Source organism: Acidocella aromatica, from assembly GCF_014201825.1.
Lineage (GTDB): Bacteria > Pseudomonadota > Alphaproteobacteria > Acetobacterales > Acetobacteraceae > Acidocella > Acidocella aromatica.
The window spans coordinates 22549-39737 of record NZ_JACHFJ010000018.1 but is presented as its reverse complement, the minus strand read 5'-3'; the positions used below and the strand labels follow the sequence as shown (position 1 = coordinate 39737).

General features: G+C 67.0%; 19 protein-coding genes. 11 read left to right on the top strand and 8 right to left on the bottom strand.

Features of this window, described 5'->3' with window-relative positions; all coding sequences use genetic code 11:
* Nucleotides 1-56 precede the first annotated feature (56 nt).
* The 4 genes from HNP71_RS13610 to HNP71_RS13595 all read right to left on the bottom strand — a co-directional run bounded on the left by HNP71_RS13610 (nucleotide 57) and on the right by HNP71_RS13595 (nucleotide 3330).
* Nucleotides 57-413 carry a rhodanese-like domain-containing protein gene (locus HNP71_RS13610; RefSeq protein ID WP_183267493.1) on the bottom strand — a complete coding sequence of 119 codons (357 nt, stop codon included), beginning with the start codon at nucleotides 411-413 and terminating at the stop codon, nucleotides 57-59.
* Between the two features lie 14 nt (nucleotides 414-427).
* Nucleotides 428-751 carry an ArsR/SmtB family transcription factor gene (locus tag HNP71_RS13605; protein ID WP_183267492.1) on the bottom strand — a complete coding sequence of 108 codons (324 nt, stop codon included), beginning with the start codon at nucleotides 749-751 and terminating at the stop codon, nucleotides 428-430.
* Between the two features lie 75 nt (nucleotides 752-826).
* The gene (locus HNP71_RS13600; RefSeq protein ID WP_183267491.1) at nucleotides 827-2527 is read right to left on the bottom strand and encodes an adenosylcobalamin-dependent ribonucleoside-diphosphate reductase; all 1701 of its coding nucleotides are present in this window, start codon (nucleotides 2525-2527) and stop codon (nucleotides 827-829) included.
* Nucleotides 2524-3330 carry a L,D-transpeptidase gene (locus HNP71_RS13595; protein ID WP_183267490.1) on the bottom strand — a complete coding sequence of 269 codons (807 nt, stop codon included), beginning with the start codon at nucleotides 3328-3330 and terminating at the stop codon, nucleotides 2524-2526. Before HNP71_RS13595 ends, HNP71_RS13600 begins: the two co-directional genes overlap by 4 nt.
* A 118-nt stretch (nucleotides 3331-3448) precedes the next feature.
* On the opposite strand from HNP71_RS13595, the gene HNP71_RS13590 reads away from it, so the two are divergent.
* On the top strand, nucleotides 3449-4069 hold the full coding sequence (locus HNP71_RS13590) for a glycine zipper family protein (protein WP_183267489.1): 621 nt from the start codon (nucleotides 3449-3451) through the stop codon (nucleotides 4067-4069).
* Between the two features lie 18 nt (nucleotides 4070-4087).
* Here the strand turns inward: HNP71_RS13590 and HNP71_RS13585 are convergent, their stop codons facing one another.
* From HNP71_RS13585 to HNP71_RS13575, 3 genes are all read right to left on the bottom strand, one after another.
* A complete protein-coding gene (locus HNP71_RS13585) occupies nucleotides 4088-4417 on the bottom strand; it encodes a hypothetical protein (RefSeq protein WP_183267488.1) in 330 nt (109 codons plus the stop codon).
* A gap of 261 nt (nucleotides 4418-4678) precedes the next feature.
* Entirely contained in the window at nucleotides 4679-5008 is a 330-nt protein-coding gene (locus tag HNP71_RS13580; RefSeq protein ID WP_183267487.1) for a hypothetical protein, read from the bottom strand.
* A gap of 237 nt (nucleotides 5009-5245) precedes the next feature.
* A complete protein-coding gene (locus HNP71_RS13575) occupies nucleotides 5246-5578 on the bottom strand; it encodes a hypothetical protein (protein WP_183267486.1) in 333 nt (110 codons plus the stop codon).
* A gap of 190 nt (nucleotides 5579-5768) precedes the next feature.
* Between HNP71_RS13575 and HNP71_RS13570 the strand changes: the two genes are divergently transcribed.
* Nucleotides 5769-6638: a LysR family transcriptional regulator gene (locus tag HNP71_RS13570; RefSeq protein ID WP_183267485.1), complete on the top strand. Its 870-nt coding sequence runs from the start codon at nucleotides 5769-5771 to the stop codon at nucleotides 6636-6638.
* On the opposite strand, the gene HNP71_RS13565 is transcribed toward HNP71_RS13570, so the two are convergent.
* Nucleotides 6604-7812, bottom strand: coding sequence for a BaiN/RdsA family NAD(P)/FAD-dependent oxidoreductase (locus HNP71_RS13565; RefSeq protein WP_183267484.1), 1209 nt, complete (start codon nucleotides 7810-7812; stop codon nucleotides 6604-6606). The two genes, HNP71_RS13570 and HNP71_RS13565, sit on opposite strands and share 35 nt — an antisense overlap.
* A gap of 138 nt (nucleotides 7813-7950) precedes the next feature.
* Between HNP71_RS13565 and gmd the strand changes: the two genes are divergently transcribed.
* The 9 genes from gmd (at nucleotide 7951) to HNP71_RS13520 (ending at nucleotide 17159) form a co-directional block, all read left to right on the top strand.
* The gene (gene gmd, locus HNP71_RS13560) at nucleotides 7951-8934 is read left to right on the top strand and encodes a GDP-mannose 4,6-dehydratase (protein WP_183267483.1); all 984 of its coding nucleotides are present in this window, start codon (nucleotides 7951-7953) and stop codon (nucleotides 8932-8934) included.
* A gap of 1 nt (nucleotide 8935) precedes the next feature.
* On the top strand, nucleotides 8936-9853 hold the full coding sequence (locus tag HNP71_RS13555) for a GDP-mannose 4,6-dehydratase (protein ID WP_183267482.1): 918 nt from the start codon (nucleotides 8936-8938) through the stop codon (nucleotides 9851-9853).
* Between the two features lie 2 nt (nucleotides 9854-9855).
* On the top strand, nucleotides 9856-11223 hold the full coding sequence (locus HNP71_RS13550) for a glycosyltransferase (RefSeq protein ID WP_183267481.1): 1368 nt from the start codon (nucleotides 9856-9858) through the stop codon (nucleotides 11221-11223).
* Entirely contained in the window at nucleotides 11217-12410 is a 1194-nt protein-coding gene (locus HNP71_RS13545) for a glycosyltransferase (protein ID WP_183267480.1), read from the top strand. Before HNP71_RS13550 ends, HNP71_RS13545 begins: the two co-directional genes overlap by 7 nt.
* Nucleotides 12407-13486, top strand: coding sequence for a glycosyltransferase (locus tag HNP71_RS13540; protein ID WP_183267479.1), 1080 nt, complete (start codon nucleotides 12407-12409; stop codon nucleotides 13484-13486). The genes HNP71_RS13545 and HNP71_RS13540 overlap by 4 nt, the downstream gene beginning before the upstream one ends.
* 4 nt (nucleotides 13487-13490) lie before the next feature.
* A complete protein-coding gene (locus HNP71_RS13535; RefSeq protein WP_343062427.1) occupies nucleotides 13491-14786 on the top strand; it encodes an anthranilate synthase component I family protein in 1296 nt (431 codons plus the stop codon).
* On the top strand, nucleotides 14783-15550 hold the full coding sequence (locus HNP71_RS13530; protein ID WP_183267477.1) for an aminotransferase class IV: 768 nt from the start codon (nucleotides 14783-14785) through the stop codon (nucleotides 15548-15550). Before HNP71_RS13535 ends, HNP71_RS13530 begins: the two co-directional genes overlap by 4 nt.
* A 114-nt stretch (nucleotides 15551-15664) precedes the next feature.
* A complete protein-coding gene (locus HNP71_RS13525; RefSeq protein ID WP_246344229.1) occupies nucleotides 15665-16375 on the top strand; it encodes an SDR family NAD(P)-dependent oxidoreductase in 711 nt (236 codons plus the stop codon).
* A 10-nt stretch (nucleotides 16376-16385) separates the two neighbouring features.
* A complete protein-coding gene (locus tag HNP71_RS13520; RefSeq protein WP_183267476.1) occupies nucleotides 16386-17159 on the top strand; it encodes a creatininase in 774 nt (257 codons plus the stop codon).
* The last annotated feature ends 30 nt before the right edge of the window (nucleotides 17160-17189 follow it).

The window sequence follows — 17189 nt, the reverse complement described above, 5'->3', positions numbered from 1 at the left end:
ATCTGCTCTTCAGAAAATCGGCTGCCCTTCATCGGTCTATCCCCCAGGAACAGACTCTACACAAAAACGGTCACATTCCAGGGGAGCACGTCAACGGGCATGCCCGCCTGGGCCCAGGCATTGATGCCCCCGGCCAAATGCCCGGCGATCTTCACACCGGCTTTCGTGCAGCGCTCCGCCGCCATGGCCGAGCGCTTGCCCACGCCGCAATGCAGGACGACATCGCCCTCCGGCAGTGTGTCGGGGTCGAAGGTGGAGAGCGGGTAGCAGACCGCGCCCTCGATCCTGGCAGCTTCATGCTCGGCATGCTCGCGCACATCCACCAGAATCACCTCGCCCTTGGCCAGAGCCGCTTCCAACTCCTGGGGCGTGAACTCACGCAGATCGGTCTTCTTACCGGTGAAGAACAGCATTCATATTTCCTTTTTCAGTCGTCATTGGCGGGAACTGGCACGGCTTGGCATAAAACCTCGGGCGCGCAGAACAGCTCGAACAAAACTTCCAGGATCCGCCGGGCAGGATGGCTGGCGATATCGTAATAGATCGTCTGCGCCTCGCGCCGGGCGGTGACCAGCCCATCCCGGCGCAGCAAAGCCAGATGCTGGGAGACGGTGGAGCTGCGCAGATCCAGGAACGCGGCCAGCTCGCCGACCGGGCGCTCACCTTCCAGAAGCTGGCAGAGGATCATCAGCCGGTGCGGATTGGCCAGGGATTTCAGCAACTCTCCGGCCTGACCGGCCGCCTTGTGCATGACTGAAGGATCAATATTCATATATTCATATATACGAATATTTTTGCATCAGGCAATGCCCCAAATACGCGGCTTTCACGCCCGCGCGCTGAGCACCCCGGCGGCAGCTTGCGGGCGGAACACGGTACAGCCTTTCAGCCCCAGCGCATGGGCGGCGCGGAAGGTATCGGCGAAATCGGCGAAGCCGCAGGTGGCGGGCAGGTTGATGGTCTTGGCTATAGACTGGTCCACATGCGCCTGCAGCGCCGCCTGCATGCCCAGATGCGCCTGCACCGGCAGCGCCCCGGCATCAACGAAGGCAGGCGGCAGCCTCCCGCCTTGCTCCTGCCGCCAGAGCCGCACGGCATGGTCCATCACCGTCACATGCTGCTGCGCGCCAAAGGCGTCGAGGATCATGCGGTCGGCCTCGGCGGCGAAAACCGGCTCAATGCCGGAGGAGACATTGCCCGCGAGCAGGCTGATCGTGCCCGTGGGGGCGATGGCCAGCAGATGGCTGTTGCGGATGCCGTGCGTGGCGATGGCGTCGCGCACATCATCGGGCAGTGCGCGGATGAACGGCCCGGCCAGATAGGCATCACGCGAGAAGGCCAGGAACGCCCCCTTCTCCGCCGCCAGCGCCGTGGAGGCACGATAGGCCGCGTGGCAGATTTCGCGCATCACCCCGCTTGCCCAGTGCCGCGCGGCCTCGCTCCCGTAGTCCAGCCCGAGCATGATAAGCGCGTCCGCCAGCCCGGTGATGCCGAGTCCCACGCGCCGCTTGGCCCGCACCTCCTGCGCCTGGGCGGGCAGCGGGAAATGCGAGACATCCAGCACGTTATCCAGGATGCGCACGGCGATGGGCACGGCAGCTAGCAGTGCCTCCATATCCAGCCGCGCCGAAGGGGAGAACGGCGCGCTGATAAAGGCGGTGAGGTTGAGCGAGCCGAGATCGCAGCCGCCATAATGGGGCAGCGGCACCTCGCCGCACGGGTTCACAGCGCTGATCCGCTCGCAATAGTGCAGGTTGTTCATGCGGTTGATCTGGTCAATGAACAGCACCCCCGGCTCGGCGCTAGCGAAGCTGGCGCGCATCAGTCTGTCCCACAGCTCCGCCGCGTTCACCTCGCGCGTCATGCGATGCGGTGGGGTGGCGGGAAAAATGAGCCGCCAGGGCGCGCCCTCGGCGGCGGCGCGCATGAAGGCGTCCGTCACTAGCACCGAGAGATTGAAATGGGTCAGCACGCCGGGCTGGCTCTTGGCGGCGATAAAGGCTTCGATATCCGGGTGGTCGCAGCGCAAGGTCGCCATCATCGCCCCGCGCCGCGCGCCGGTGGACTGGATGGTGGCGCACATCGCATCCCACACCGCCATGAAGGAGACCGGGCCAGAGGCGATATTGCCCGCGATACTGGCGGGCAGGCCGCGCGGGCGCAGGGTGGAGAAATCATACCCCACCCCGCCGCCTTCCTGCATGGTCACCGCCCCTTCCTGCAAGGCGCGGAAGATGCCGGGGATAGAGTCCTCGATGCCGCCCATGACAAAGCAATTGAGCAGCGTAACCCGGCGCGGCGTGCCCGCCCCGGCGATTACCCGTCCGCCGGGGAGGAAGTGGAACCCCTCCAGCACCCGGTAGAACCGCGCCGCCCACTCATCCCGCCCCGAGGGTTCGGCCTGCGCCAGAGCGTTGGCGATACGGCGCCACGTAGCGGTGATGTCCGGCTCGGCGCTACCGCCATGGCGGTAGCGTTGGGACCAGACGAGACGTGCAATTTCGGTGTCCAATCCTGTGTTGTTCATGGCAACGGCTCCGAGGAGTCGAAGATTACCAGATAAGTCCCGGCATAGGGGAACGGATCCGCATCCACCGGCAACAATGCGGCGATGGCCGGATCTTCATCCTTGTGGCGCAGATAATCGGCATCCAGCACGGCGTGGCGGTCGAGGAACACGTTCATCCCGGCGGAAACGCGCACGCAACCCTTGGAATCCGGCCGGCCAAGGCGGGGCTCCAGCACGTCCGGGTCGGTGGCGTGGAGCTGCAGGCGGATCTCATTGGTCCCGCCATCCGTCTGCCAGCCCTTCACGGCCATCTGCCAGCCGAAATCCCACACGCGGCGGCCCTTTATGCCCAGGCCGCGAATATGGTTCTCGTTATATGTGCCCTCGGCCCGGTAATCGAGGATGGCGGTGGTGTGCGGGAACACGCCAGCCGGGGTGATGAAGAAGCCGTAGCGCCCGGCCCGCCCAGTGGAGACCTTGCCGCCGCCGATAACCTGCCACGGCCCGGTGGGGTCGGCGAAGATCACCCGCAACTGTTGCACCGCCGGGTTGCGGTCCACGGCGAGAACGAGCTGTGGTGTATCTGGTTTGTAGGGCGAGGCGGCGAACATGGCCTGGGTGCGGGCGATCCAGGCGTCGTCATCGGCAAGGCTGCGCGGTGGATTGTCCGGCACATCCCGCGCCATTTCCGCCCGCAACATGGCGATCTGCGCGCTGTAATCGGGCGGCGGCGGGGCCGTGGCCAAGCGCGGCGGAGCCGCGGCGCAACCGGCCAGCATCAGGGCAAAGACCAACAAGGCGAGTCCGGCAAAATAGCGCATGAGAGGCGATGCTAGACGATCCGGTGCGGTGGGCTTTTGACTGAAATCAATGTGTTGCCGCGCCGGGACCGATAGCGTGGTTGGTGGTTGAAAGCCCTGTCCAAAAGGGGATTTTTTCATGAATAAACAGCATCTCGCCTTTGGTGCCGCGACAGCTGCGCTGCTGCTAAGCGGCTGCGCCGTGGCTCCGCCCAGAGGCCCCAGCATCATGGTACTGCCGGGTGCCGATAAAACCTACACACAATTCCAGCAGGACGATTACAATTGCCGCGCCTATGCCGCGCAGAGCATCGGCTATGCATCTTCGGCGGCATCGCAGGTGGCGAATCAGAACGGCACGGCCGCCGCGGTAACGGGTACGGCGGTTGGCGCCGCGGCCGGAGCGTTGATCGGCGCCGCCGCGGGCAATCCTGGGGCGGGGGCGGCCATCGGTGCCGGGACCGGCTTGGCCGTGGGCGCTACCCAGGGGGCCGCGAACGCGCAGGCGTCAGCCGGCGAGCTGCAATGGCATTACAATACCACCTACGCCCAATGCATGGCGGCCAAGGGCAACAAGGTGCCGGAACTGCCGCCCGCGGGCGCCTATGGCTATCCGGGTGAAATGGCGGGCTATTACTATCCGTACCAGCTCTACCCTCCAGCCTATGCCTATTATCCAGGCTACGGGTATCTCTACCCGCCTGTCACCTTCATCTATGGCTTTGACTGGAGCGGATGGCATGGCGGGCCACATCACTGACGCGGCCCCGCGGGAGGCTTACGACCGGGTGGCGTAAACTTGGACGATCTGCCCCCCCTTGCGGGCGACGCCATTCCAACCGGCATGCACCGGGGCATTGGGGTCGTTGGTCGGGCCAGGGTTCAGCTCGGGGTGCGGGTTTTCCAGCGTCGGGTAGATCGGGGTCAGGGTGACATGGTCATAGCCCTGGGCATTGAGCTGTGCTGCAAGCTGGGCTTGGCTCTCAACGCCCGCAATCTGCACCTGCGCGATGGCGACCTTGGAAAACAGGCCCGAGGCGGCGGCCGGCTGGGCCAGGGCGAATGCGGCGGAGGCCAGAAGGGCGAAGGAAACGCGATGGAAACGCATGGGGATAATCTCTCGTAACGGCGACTTAAAGGTCCAAATTTCAAGGCGGCACTCACCGTCTTCGGGCCGCCATATGGGTCCCAGCCCGAGTGTTGATAATCGTTTAATTCTTTCTTTTACTTTGAACTGGAAGTTCATAATTCGCGGGAGCGGACACAACAAAACCCCCGCCTCAGGCTTGAGCCCGAGGACAGGGGTTTGGTTCACTTCTGGAAGTATCCGGGCCGCATCAAACGGCCCAGGAGACGCGCGCTGGCGCGGTTAAGAGCGGGTAACGTAGACTTGGACGGTCTCACCATCCTTCTGTGCAACGCCGTTCCAGCCCGTGCGCACCGGGGAGGCGGGGTCGTTCACCAGGCTGGGGTTCAGCTCGGGGTGCGGGTTCTCGCGGGTCGGGGCGACGCTGGCCAACTCCACGTTGCTATAGCCCTGAGACTGGAGCTGAGCCGCGAGCTTGGCCTGACTCTCGACGCCGGAAACCGGCACCTGCACCGAGGCAACCGAGGAAAACAGGCTAAAGGCGGCGGCGGGCTGGGCAAGGCCAAGCAGGGTAGCAGTCGCCAGAACAGCGGAAGAAGCGAAGAAACGCATCGGAATAATCTTTCGTAACGGTGTTTTTTGAGGTCCAACTTCAAGGCGGCACTCACCGTCTTCGACCCAGGATATGGACCCACCTGGAAAAATTGATAATCCGATGATTTTTTCTTTCTCTATGAACAAATAGTTCATAATCCGCAGGACAGCGGACAGCAAAAAACCCCTGCCCGGGCCTTGAGCCCAATGACAGGGGTTTTGTTTAAGTGCCCGGAAAACCGGGCCCGGAGCTAATTAACGGTCGTAGGAAACGTAAATCTGGTAGGTCTCGCCGTCCTTCACCGCCGTGCCGTTCCAGCCGGTCCGGGCAGGCTCGTTAGGCTGGTTCACCAGGCTGGGGTTCAGCTCGGGGTGCGGGTTCTCACGCGTGGCGGCAACGCTGGACAGGAGAATATGGGTATACCCCCCGGCAGCGAGATCCTTGGCCAGCTGGCCCTGGCTTTCGATTTCCTTGAGCGACACCATCACGGCGTTGGAGGTGGAAATCAGGCCGGAGGCGACGGCAGGCTGGACAAGGCCGAGCATAGATGTGACCGCCAGAACAGCAGCGGAGGCACGAAAACGCATGTGATGATCCTTCCCTATATGAATTATTTTCCCTGGACGACGATTTTAGCCCCGCCCCTTTTAAGGTGGAACGTATCGCCTTCGTTTGAACTATGACCGGTTCCGAACAAATTGACAATCAGGATATTTTTACTTTCACCTTGAATAAACAGTTCATAATCTGCGGGGGCGTATGGATCGTCTGGCGAAAATGACCGCCTTTGCGAAGGTGGCGGAAACGGGGAGCTTCACCAAGGCGGCCCGGGCGTTGCGGCTCTCGCCCACCATCATCAGCAAGCATGTGCGCGAGCTGGAGGAGGCGCTCGGCGTGCGCCTGCTCAACCGCACCACGCGCCATGTCGGGCTGACCGAGATCGGCGGCATCTATTACGAGCAATGCGCCGACCTGCTGGCCCAGCTCGAAGCGCTGGAGAATATCACCGGCGAGTTGCAGAACACCCCTACCGGCGTGTTGCGGGTGAGCACGCCGCTGGCGTTCGGCACGGCGCTAATCGCCCCGCTGCTGCCCGCCTTCTCCGCCGCCTACCCGAAGGTGACCGTCGAGCTGATCCTGACCGACCGCTATGTGGACGTGGTGGAAGAAGGTTTCGACATGGCGGTGACCATGAACCAGCTGCCGGAATCGAGCTATATCACCCGCACGCTGTCGAACACCGGCACCGTGCTCTGCGCCGCGCCGGAGTATCTGGCCCGGCACGGCGCACCGGCAACGCCCGAGGATCTGGCCGGGCATAACTGCCTTGTGGTGGCCAATGCGCCGCTCGGCGCGCCCTGGAGCTTCACCGGCGCCGATGGCGTGGCGCATGCCATAAAAGTGGGCGGCAATCTGCGCACCAACAGCGCCACGGTGCAATTGCACGCCGCTCTGGGCGGGCAGGGCATCGCGCTGCAACCGGATTTTCTGGTGGCGCAGGCGCTGCGGGATGGCCGGATGGCGCGGGTGCTGCCAGATTATGCGACAACGCAGATCATCTTCCGCATGGTGTACCCGCCCGGGCGGCACCTTACCGCGAAGCTGCGGGCCTTTACCGATTTCCTGGTCGCGAATCTTTCCAGCTGAGCACGCCCCGCCCCGCCGCGCGCCCCAGGGCCAGACAGGCTTGCAGCAGATAACCGCCGGTCGGCGCCTCCCAGTCCAGCATCTCGCCCGCCACGAACACACCGGGATGACGGCGCAGCATCAGGTGCTTATCCAGCTCGGCCAAGCTGATGCCACCCGCCGTGGAGATCGCCCGCGCCAAGCCGGCCGGGGCCAGCAGACGCAACGGCAGGGATTTGATGAGGTCCACGAGCGGGGCGGCCGACCCGGCATGGCGGGCTTCCTGCACCAGCCCGATGGCCACGGGAGACAGCCCAGCCTGCTTGCGCAGCCGGGTGGAGAGCGACTCACTGCCCCCGCCCGCCAGCTTCGCGGCAAGCGCCTCCCGGCTCACATCCGGGCGCAGGTCGATCTGCAACGTGGCGGCGCCGTCGCGCGCGATCATCTCCCGCGCCAGGGCGGAGACAGCGTAGATCGCACCACCCTCGATCCCGTCCTTGGTGATCATCAGCTCACCCGGCACCGTCATCCCGCCGCAGGTGAGGGCGATGCGCTTGAGCGGCGTGCCCCCGAATTTGGCCGAGAAATGCCCGGACCAGCCGAGCCGGAAGCCGCAATTGGCCGGGCGCAGCGGGGCGATCTCGATATCGGGCAGCAGCGCGGTCCAGCCGCCGGTGCTGCCCAGGCGCGGCCAGGAGGCGCCGCCCAGCGCCAGCACCACGGCATCGGTGGCGAAGCTCGTGCCGTCGGCAAAGCGCAGATGGCCCCGCTCGTCCCAGCCCGCCCACTCGGCGCGGGTGACGAATTTCACCCCCAGCCCCTCCAGCCGCCGGATCCAGGCACGCAGCAGAGGGCTCGCCTTCATCACCTCGGGGAACACCCGCCCCGAGCTGCCAACGAAGGTGGATTGCCCCAGCCCCTGGCACCAATCGCGCACGGCCTCGGGAGGAAATTCACGCAGGTACGGCGCCAGCCACTCCGCCGCCGTGCCATACCGGGCGAGGAACGCCTCCAAAGGCTCGGCATGGGTGATGTTCAAGCCACCGCGCCCGGCGATGAGGAATTTGCGCGCGAGGCTCGGCATGCGCTCGAACAGCGTGACCGCCAGCCCGGCTTCGGCCATTACCTCGGCGGCCATCAGCCCGGCGGGGCCACCGCCGATCACGGCGGCACGGAAGGGGGAAGATGTTTGCATATCCACGAGCCCTTATGCACCGGGCGGCGCCGGCAAGGCCAGAGCGCCCTTGACGCTGGCATTAGGCATTGACACCATGTTAGGTTGCGTCAACCGAAGCCATGAAAAGCCACGCCGGCACGAAACCAAGGTAACCTCATGAAAACCTGCCTGATCACCGGCATAACGGGACAAGATGGCGCCTATCTCGCGCAGCTTTTGCTGGGCAAGGGCTACCGCGTGGTCGGGCTGCTGCGCCGCTCGGCTTCGTCAGACATTGTGGGCGAGCGCATGCGCTGGCTTGGCATCCTTGACGACGTGGAGCTGATGGATGGAAATCTCATCGATATCTCCAGCATCATCCGGGTGATCCAGCAGGCGAAGCCGGACGAGGTGTATAACCTCGCGGCGCAGAGTTTTGTCGCCGCCTCGTGGAACCAGCCGCTGCTCACCGGCGAGGTGACGGGCATGGGGGCGGTGAACCTGCTGGAGGCGGTACGGATCACCGGCCTCACGGCGCGGGTGTATCAGGCATCGTCCTCCGAGATGTTCGGGCTAATCCAGCAGCCGGTGCAGAACGAGAAGACCCCTTTCTACCCCCGCTCGCCCTACGCCGCGGCCAAGCTCTACGCGCATTGGATGACCGTGAACTACCGCGAGAGTTTCGGCATGCACGCCTCCTCGGGGATACTGTTCAACCATGAGAGCCCGCTACGGGGCATTGAGTTCGTCACCCGCAAGGTGACGGACGGGGTGGCGCGCATCAAGCTCGGGCTGGCGAAGGAACTGCCACTCGGAAATCTGGAGGCCAAGCGCGATTGGGGCCATGCGCGCGACTACGTGCGCGCCATGTGGCTGATGCTGCAGCAGGAGAAGCCGGATGATTACGTCGTCGCCACGGGCCGCACGACGAGCATCCGCGAGTTCTGCCGCATCGCCTTCGCGTATGTGGGGCTGAATTACGAGGATCACGTCGTGACCAAGCAGCAATTTCTCCGCCCGGCTGAGGTGGACGTGCTGCATGGCGACGCCGCCAAGGCCAGAACCGTGCTGGGCTGGCAGCCTGAGACCTCGCTGGAGGAGATGATCGCCGAGATGGTGGAGGCGGACCTAGCCCGCCACCGCGCCAAGATGGGCCGCTAGAATGTCTGGTCCGGTGCTGGTCACGGGGGCTGGCGGTTTCGTGGGCCGGCATGTCTGCGCTGCCCTCACCGCCACCGGAGCCGAGATCATCCGCTCGGAAGCCGACATCACCAACCGCGATGAGTTGCGCGCGATGATCGGGAACAGCCAGCCCGGATGCTGCCTGCATCTGGCGGCCATCGCCGCCATTGGGGTGGCTCGGGCGGAGCCGGACCGCGCCTGGGCGGTGAACCTGCACGGCACGCTGAACGTCGCGGAGGCGATTCGTGACCTCGCCCCGCATTGCCGGATGGTGTTCATCTCCTCCGCCGATATTTACGGCGCCAGCTTCCGCGCCGGCATGGCGCTGGACGAGCAGGCCCCGCCCGCCCCGCTGAACACCTATGGCGCGACCAAGGCCGCCGCCGATCTGGCCCTGGGGGCGATGGCGGCGGAAGGGCTTTCCGTGCTGCGGCTGCGCCCGTTCAACCATACCGGGCCGGGCCAGAGCCCCGATTTCGTGGTGCCCGCCTTCGCCCGGCAGATTGCGCGCATCGAGACCGGGCTGGCCCCGCCGGTGATCAAGGTCGGGGCGCTGAACCCGGAGCGGGATTTCCTCGATGTCCGCGATGTCGCCCGCGCCTATGCGCTGGCCATCGCCCACGCGGAGGAGTTGCCAGGGGATACGATCCTCAACATCGCCTCCGGCACACCGCGCCGCATTGGCGATGTGCTGGCCACGCTGCTGGCGTTGGCCAAAGTGGAGGTGCATGTGGAGGAGGACCCGGCGCGGCTGCGGCCCTCCGACATTCCCCGCGCCATTGGCGATGCCGCCCGGGCGCGGGCGCTGCTGGGCTGGAGGCCGGCCATCCCCTGGGCGCAAACACTGGCCGACGTGCTGAATGACTGGCGCGCTCGCGTGCGGCACGAGGAGGGATAGAGATGCGCATCTGGATCGACGTGGAGGATCTCTTCCAATATGCCGCGCATGCCAACCGCCCGAGCGGTATCCAGCGCCTCGCCTTCGAGCTGCAGCACGCCTTGGTGGAACTGGCGCCCCAGGATGTGCGCTTCGTCCGTCATACGGCATCCGGCGCCGGCTTCTCGTGCATTGACTTTTCTGAAATCGAAGCCCTGTTCAGCAATCTTTCAAAACCTGCCGTACCCGCCCCGCCCCGCCATGCCGCCACGCCGCGCGCGCCAGGGCTGATCCGGCGCTTGGGGCGCAGGCTGGTCGGCACGCTGCCACCCGAGGCCGCGATTCCGCTGCGCCAGTTCAACGCCCAGCAGCGCGCGGCGCTGCGCTCGCTACGCGATGCCGCACGCGCCTGCCTCCGCCCAGGCAAGACCCGCCTCGCCCCGCCACGGCAGGAAGCCGCGCATGATTTCGAGGCCCAGACCGCGCCCGGCGACTGGCTGCTCAGCCTCGGCTCGCCCTGGAATGTGGAGGATTACGCCGCGCTGGTGCGCACCACCTGCGCCCGCCAGGGCTTAAACTTCGGCCTGTTGCTGTACGACATCGTGCCCCTGCGCCGCCCGGAATGGTGCGACCGCAGCGTGACCCTCGCCTTCACCGCCTGGTTCGGCAGCGTGGTGCCGCTGGCGGACCAAGTGCTCGCCATCTCCCGCACCACCGCCGAAGACGCCGCAGCCTACGCCGCCGAAACAGGCATGACGCTGAAAAGCCGCATCGCGCCGATCCCGCTCGGCACCGGCTTCGGCCAGCCGCCGGCCCCCTTGCGCACGGAGCGCCTGCCGCAAGCGGGGAGCTTCGTGCTGTTCGTCTCCACCATCGAGGCGCGCAAGAACCATGCCCTGGCCTTCCGCATCTGGCGGGAGCTGCTAGCCAGCATGCCGCGTGAGCAGGTGCCTACGCTCGTCTTTGCCGGGCGGGTGGGCTGGCTGGTGGCGGATCTGATACAGCAGCTGGAGAACGCCGACTGGCTGGGGGGCAAGATCCGGCTGATCGAGGCGCCCAGCGATGGTGAACTCGCCGCCATGTACGAGGATTGCCTGTTCACCCTCTATCCCTCGCTGTTCGAGGGCTGGGGCCTGCCGGTGACCGAGAGCCTCGCCCATGGCGCGCCATGCTTGGCCGCCAATGCCACCTCCCTGCCGGAAGCGGGGGGCGCGCTGGCCCGGTATTTCGATCCGGATGATCTGCACGACGCGCTGCGCACCGTGCGGGACGTCCTGGAGAATCCGGCGGGACTGGCGGCATGGCGAGCTGAAATCCGGGAGAATTTCCTCCCCGTGAGCTGGCGTGAGAGTGCCGCCGCCACGTTGCGCCTGCTGGGCCATGCATGCTGAGCCTCGCCCACCGGGCATGGCGGCTGCTGCCGCGCGGAACGCGGCGTGCGGCGATGACCCGCGTGGCCGCGCGGATTGCGGTTCCCCCCGCCCCGCCCCCGGCGCGCAGCGATGGCGCGGTGATCGCTGGGGATATCGACGGTAAAAACGGCATAGCCGAGAGCGGGCGCATCCTGGCCCGAGCCCTGGACGCGCGGGGGCTGCTGCGCGGCACCATGCCGCTTGGCCTGCCCAGCGTGGTGCCCGCCTTTGCCGGCACGCTGGCGCCGGAGGCGGCGGTCATCGCCGTGGTCAATGGCCCCGTGCTGCCGGTTGGCCTCGCCCGGCTGCGGCCGCGTAACATGCTGCGCGGGCGGCAGGTGATCGGCGTGTGGGCCTGGGAACTCGCCAAGGTACCAGGTGAATGGGCCGTGGGGGCGCGGTTCGTGCATGAGATCTGGGCACCCAGCCGGTTCGCGGCGGAGGCGTTCGAGGCGATTGCGCCGGGGCGGGTGCGTGCCGTGCCCTTTCCGCTGGCCACCGAGCTGCCACTCAGCGCGGCCGGAGACCGCGCCAGCTTCGGGTTGCCCACGGACCGCTTTATCGTGCTCAGCGCGTTCAACCTCGCCTCCAGCTGCGCGCGCAAGAACCCGTTCGGCACCATCGCCGCGTTCAAGGCCGCGTTCGGGGCAAGCCCGGATGCACTGCTGGTGCTCAAGCTCACCGGTATCGCGCATTACCAGGAGGATCTCGCCGCCATCCGCGCCGCCGTGGGCGATACGCCGAACATCCAGGTGATGACGGAGACGCTGAGCGAGCCGGAGCTGCGCGGGCTGATCGCGGCCAGCGACGTGGTACTTTCCCTGCACCGCTCCGAGGGCTTCGGGCTGATCCCCGCCACGGCGGCGCTGCTCGGCGTGCCGGTAGTGGCCACGGGGTATTCCGGCAATCTGGACTTCATGGCCCCGGAGAGCAGCGCGCTGGTGCGCTACCGGCTAGTTCCCGTGCGCGATGAGCGCGGCGTGTATGCCATCCCCGGTGCGGAATGGGCGGAGCCGGATGTGGAAGACGCGGCCACATGGCTGATGCGGTTGTTCGCGGATTCCACATTGCGCGCGGAAATGGGCGCCGCCGGGCAGCGCCGCGCCATCCAGGCTTTGGGGCGGGAGGCACTGGACGCGGCGCTTACCGCCAATGGCATCGGATGAGAACGCTCGTCTGGCATTGGGGGCGGCGCGGCGCGGGGCCGATCTTCGCGGCACGGCTGGCGGCGGCGCTGAATACACCGCTCTCGCTCGCCGCCGGTGCGGAAATTCTGGCCGCCCCCAACGCCCCGCGCTGCGACTGGCGCGAGCCGACCTATGAGACCCGGCTCGGCTATATCGTCCAGCGCCTGGCCTCGCCCTTTCTGCGCGCCCGCACCGAGGCACATCTGCGCCGCCTCGCCCCCGATTTCGCCCTCTGCGCCATGCCCGCACTGCTCGATGCCCGCATGATCACGGCGCTGAACACGCTGGGCATCGGTTACGGCGTGATCGTGCATGACGCCGCGCCGCATCCTGGCGATGCGCTCAGCTTCCGCGTGCTGGACCAAGCCCGGCTGCTGCGCGGCGCGAAACATCTGTTCTGCCTCAGCAGCCATGTGGAGCAGGCGCTGCGCGGCCAGGGCTTTGGCACCAAGGGCCAGACCCTGACCAAGCTCTGGCACCCGCCGCTGGACCTCGCCGCCGACGTGCCCGCCGCGCGGCCAACTGCCCGGCCACGGATTCTCTATTTCGGCCGGCTGCTGCCCTATAAGGGGCTGGATCTGCTGGCCAATGCGCTGGAGTTCCTGGGAAACAACCGGCCCTTCGAGCTGCGCGTCTGCGGGGACGGGCCGAATACCCCGGCGCTGGAGCGCCTCACGGCAATGCCGGGCGTTGCCGTGGAGCGGCGCTGGTTCGCGGAGGGCGAACTCCCCGGCCTGCTCGCCTGGGCCGATGCGCTGGTGCTGCCTTACCGGGAGGCCAGCCAATCCGGCGTCGCGGCGCTGGCCCTGGCGGCGGGGCGGCGCGTGCTGGCCACAAGTGTGGGCGGCCTGCCCGAGCAGCTTGGCGGCCAGCCGGGGGCGATTCTCTGCGCACCGAACGCCCCGGCCATCGCCCAGGGGCTGCTGGCGTTGAGCCGGAGCCTCGCCCAGCCCGCCGCCGCCACAATCCCACCGCTCGGCTGGGATGAGATGGCCCAAACCATCCTCAGCGTTGCCGGGCCGGGTTGCCGGGGGGCGGAATTGCCCGCAAACTGAGCGGGTGATTGCCGCTGAACTTCCCTACCTTCCCCCCGAAGCCGCCTTCGCCGCCTTCGCCGAAACACCCGGTCTCGCCTTTCTGGACAGCGCCGCCAGCGGCGATCCCCGCGCTTGCGTCAGCTATCTCTGCCTCACCCCGCGCGCCACGCTGCGGCTGGGGGCTGATCCCTACGCCACGCTGCGGCGCTGGATGGCCAGATACCCCGCCCCTGAACGCCCCGAGGGCTGGCCCTTTCCCTTCGCGGGCGGGGCGGTGGGGTGGATCGGCTACGACCTCGCCCGCGAGGAAGCCGGGGTGGAGAGCCGGTTTTCGCCTCTCCCCGGCCTGCCGGGCGGCTGGTTCGGGCTTTACGACACGCTGCTGGGGTTCGACCCGGTGGCGCGGCGGCTGGTTTATCTGGGCCCCGAGGCGGAGTTGCCGGGCATCGTGGAGGCACTGCGGCGCGTGCCGGAGCTGCCGCCCGTGCCCCGACTGGATTGGGCCCCGGAGATGAGCCGCGAGGCGTATCACGCCGCGCATGAGCGGCTACGCGATTACATCGTGGCCGGGGATATCTATCAGGCCAATCTGACCACGCGCTTCACCGCGCCGCGCCCGGTCGGTCTCTCACTGCCCGCTTTGCATCTGGCGCTGCGGCGGCTGAGCCCCGCCCCGTTCGCGGCCTGCCTGCAGCACGAGGACTCCGGCCTCGCCTGCGCCTCGCCCGAGCGCTTCCTGCGCCTGACCGCCGAGGGCGAGGTGGAGACGCGGCCGATCAAGGGCACCGCCGCGCGCAGCGACGACCCGGACGAGGACGCCACCGCCGCCGCAGCCCTGCATGCCAGCCCCAAGGAGCGGGCGGAGAATCTGATGATCACCGATCTGCTGCGCAACGATCTCGGGCAGGTCTGCGCCACCGGCTCCGTGGCGGTGCCGGAGCTGTGGGCGGTGGAGAGCTATGCCCAGGCGCATCATCTCGTCTCCGCCGTTACGGGCAGGCTGAAACCAGGGCTGGATGCGTTCGATCTGTTGGCCGCCACGCTGCCGGGCGGCTCCATCACCGGCGCGCCCAAGCGGCGGGCGATGCAGATCATCGACGAGCTGGAGGCCGGGCCGCGCGGAGCCTATTGCGGGGCGCTGGCCTGGATCGGCTTCGACGGCGCGATGGACAGCGCCATCATCATCCGCACCCTCACCGCCACGGCGAGCACGCTCTACGCCCAGGCGGGCGGCGGGATTACCTGGGACAGCGTAGCCGGGGCCGAGTATGATGAGGCCATGGTGAAAATCTCTCCGCTGCTGGCGCTGGGGCAATGACGGTCTGGCTCAACGGCGCGCTGCGCCCGGCGAGCGAGGCGCGAATCGACCCGGCTGACCGGGGCTTTCTGCTCGGCGACGGGCTGTTCGAGACCATGGCCGCCCATGCCGGGGCCGTGCCGGAACTGACGCGGCATTATGCCCGGCTCTGCGCCGGGGCGGCGCTGCTGCGGATCCCCGTGCCGCTGACGCGCCAGGAGTTGGCGGTGGCGGTGCATGATCTGCTGGCCGCTCAAAGACTGACGGACGCGGCGCTGCGGCTGACGCTGACGCGCGGCCCCGGCCCACGCGGCCTGCTTCCGCCGAGCGCCCCGGCTCCCACCCTGCTGCTCACCGCCGCCTCCCTGCCCCCGCCCGGCGGGCCGCTGCGGCTCGTGACCAGCGCCATCCGGCGGGATGAGGATTCGCCGCTCTCGGCCATCAAGAGCCTGAACTACCTGCCCGGCGTGCTGGCGCGCATGGAAGCCGCCGAGCGTGGGGCCGACGACGCGCTGCTGCTCAACCGCGCCGGGCGCGTGGCGGAGACGAGCATCGCCAATCTGTTCGTGCGGCTGCGTGGCGAATGGGTGACACCGCCCGTGGCCGAGGGCGCGCTGCCGGGAATCAGGCGCGCCTGTTTGCTGGATGCCGGGAAACTGCGCGAGGCACCGGTCACGCCGGAAGAGCTGCGACAGGCCGAGGCGGTGTGCGCGGGCAATGCGCTCTCGCTGCGGCCGGTCTCCATGATCGACAATTACAGCCTGCCCAGCCTGAACATGCCTTAGGCCAAGGACAACACTTCCGAAACAAAGCATGTGATGATGCCACCAATCGCATGTAATCCGCCAATGGGTTGCGCCTAACCTGCCGGTCTCATCCCCGACAGGAAGGACAACAACTTGCCCGACGACCTCCCTCCCCCCATGCGCGTGCTCGTCACAGGGGCGGCCAGCGGCATTGGCCTTGCCACGGCGCGGGCGTTTCTGGCCGCGGGCGCGCGGGTCATCGGGCTGGATATCAGCATCCCGCCCGAGGATGTGCCCTTCCAGCCGGTCGATCTCGCCAATCCGGCCCTGGTGCAATCGGCGGTCGGGGACGCCGCCGCGCGGCTTGGCGGGTTCGACGCCGTGGTGAACTGCGCCGGGGTGGAATACGACGCGCCGCTTTCGGCGCTCGACATCGCGGCGCTGGACCGGATGTTCGCCATCAACATACGCGGCCCGATGCTGGTGGCCGCCGCCGCCGCGCCGCATATCGCCAAGGGCGGGAGCATCATCAACATCGCCTCGGAGCTGGCTTATCTCGGCCGGGCCGGGGCTTCCGGCTACTGCGCCACCAAGGGCGCGATGCTCAGCCTCACCCGCTCCTGGGCGCGCGAGCTGGCACCGAATATCCGCGTGAATGCCGTGGCCCCTGGGCCCATCGACACGCCGCTGCTGAACTACGCCGCCATGACACCGGAGGTGCAGAAGATGGAAACCGGCAACCTGCTGGGGCGCATCGGCAGGCCAGAGGAAGTGGCGGCGGTGATTCTCTTCCTGGCCAACCCTGCGGCCAGCTTCATCACCGGGCAATGTTACAGCGCCGATGGCGGCGCCGCGATGCATTAAGGAGCCGCACATGGTTGAAAGCGTGTTCATGGCCGAACTCTCCTGGCCGGAATGGAAAGCCAAGATTGAAGCGGGGGGCATCATCTTCATCCCGCTCGGCGCCACGGAACAGCACGGGCCACATCTGCCGCTGAATGTGGACGTGATCCTGCCTACCGCCGTGTGCGAGGCCGTGGCGCGCAATGTCGGCGGGCTGGTCGCCCCCACGCTGAGCTACGGCTACAAATCCATGCCGCGCTCGGGCGGCGGACAGAATTTTCCAGCCACCACAAGCCTGGACGCCAACACGCTGAGCCTGATGATCCGCGACATCATCCGCGACATGGGCGCTCATGGCGCGCGACGCTTCGTGCTGATCAACGGGCATTTCGAAAACGCCTGGCCCGCCGTGGAGGGGCTCGATTTGGCACTGCGCGAGCTGCGGCGCGACGGGATCACGGACGTGATCGCGATGCGGCTGGAATACTGGGACTTTGTGAAGCAGGAGACGCTGGAGCGCATCTTCCCCAATGGCTTCCCCGGTACCGAGCTGGAACATGCGAGCCTGATAGAAACCTCGCTGATGCTGCTGCTGCGCCCGGACCTCGTGGATGAAAGCAAAATTCCGCAGGAGGGGCGCGCAAGCTTCCCGCCTTACGACATCATCCCCGCCCCGCCGGGCTACTTACGCCAAAGCGGCGTTCTGGCCGATGCCAGAGGCTCCCGCGCCGAGATCGGGAAATGGCTGATGGATGACCATGTTTCGATGATCACCGAGGCCGTGCGCAAGGAGTTCGGACTGTAGCCGGGGCCAAATGGTATACATCCGGTGAAA

Bases quoted from the DNA above. Each gene is read 5' to 3' on its own strand.
- HNP71_RS13610 (WP_183267493.1), bottom strand. From the start codon at position 413: ATGCTGTTCTTCACCGGTAAGAAGACCGATCTGCGTGAGTTCACGCCC.
- HNP71_RS13605 (WP_183267492.1), bottom strand. From the start codon at position 751: ATGCACAAGGCGGCCGGTCAGGCCGGAGAGTTGCTGAAATCCCTGGCC.
- HNP71_RS13600 (WP_183267491.1), bottom strand. From the start codon at position 2,527: ATGAACAACACAGGATTGGACACCGAAATTGCACGTCTCGTCTGGTCC.
- HNP71_RS13595 (WP_183267490.1), bottom strand. From the start codon at position 3,330: ATGCGCTATTTTGCCGGACTCGCCTTGTTGGTCTTTGCCCTGATGCTG.
- HNP71_RS13590 (WP_183267489.1), top strand. From the start codon at position 3,449: ATGAATAAACAGCATCTCGCCTTTGGTGCCGCGACAGCTGCGCTGCTG.
- HNP71_RS13585 (WP_183267488.1), bottom strand. From the start codon at position 4,417: ATGCGTTTCCATCGCGTTTCCTTCGCCCTTCTGGCCTCCGCCGCATTC.
- HNP71_RS13580 (WP_183267487.1), bottom strand. From the start codon at position 5,008: ATGCGTTTCTTCGCTTCTTCCGCTGTTCTGGCGACTGCTACCCTGCTT.
- HNP71_RS13575 (WP_183267486.1), bottom strand. From the start codon at position 5,578: ATGCGTTTTCGTGCCTCCGCTGCTGTTCTGGCGGTCACATCTATGCTC.
- HNP71_RS13570 (WP_183267485.1), top strand. From the start codon at position 5,769: ATGACCGCCTTTGCGAAGGTGGCGGAAACGGGGAGCTTCACCAAGGCG.
- HNP71_RS13565 (WP_183267484.1), bottom strand. From the start codon at position 7,812: ATGCAAACATCTTCCCCCTTCCGTGCCGCCGTGATCGGCGGTGGCCCC.
- gmd (WP_183267483.1), top strand. From the start codon at position 7,951: ATGAAAACCTGCCTGATCACCGGCATAACGGGACAAGATGGCGCCTAT.
- HNP71_RS13555 (WP_183267482.1), top strand. From the start codon at position 8,936: ATGTCTGGTCCGGTGCTGGTCACGGGGGCTGGCGGTTTCGTGGGCCGG.
- HNP71_RS13550 (WP_183267481.1), top strand. From the start codon at position 9,856: ATGCGCATCTGGATCGACGTGGAGGATCTCTTCCAATATGCCGCGCAT.
- HNP71_RS13545 (WP_183267480.1), top strand. From the start codon at position 11,217: ATGCTGAGCCTCGCCCACCGGGCATGGCGGCTGCTGCCGCGCGGAACG.
- HNP71_RS13540 (WP_183267479.1), top strand. From the start codon at position 12,407: ATGAGAACGCTCGTCTGGCATTGGGGGCGGCGCGGCGCGGGGCCGATC.
- HNP71_RS13530 (WP_183267477.1), top strand. From the start codon at position 14,783: ATGACGGTCTGGCTCAACGGCGCGCTGCGCCCGGCGAGCGAGGCGCGA.
- HNP71_RS13520 (WP_183267476.1), top strand. From the start codon at position 16,386: ATGGTTGAAAGCGTGTTCATGGCCGAACTCTCCTGGCCGGAATGGAAA.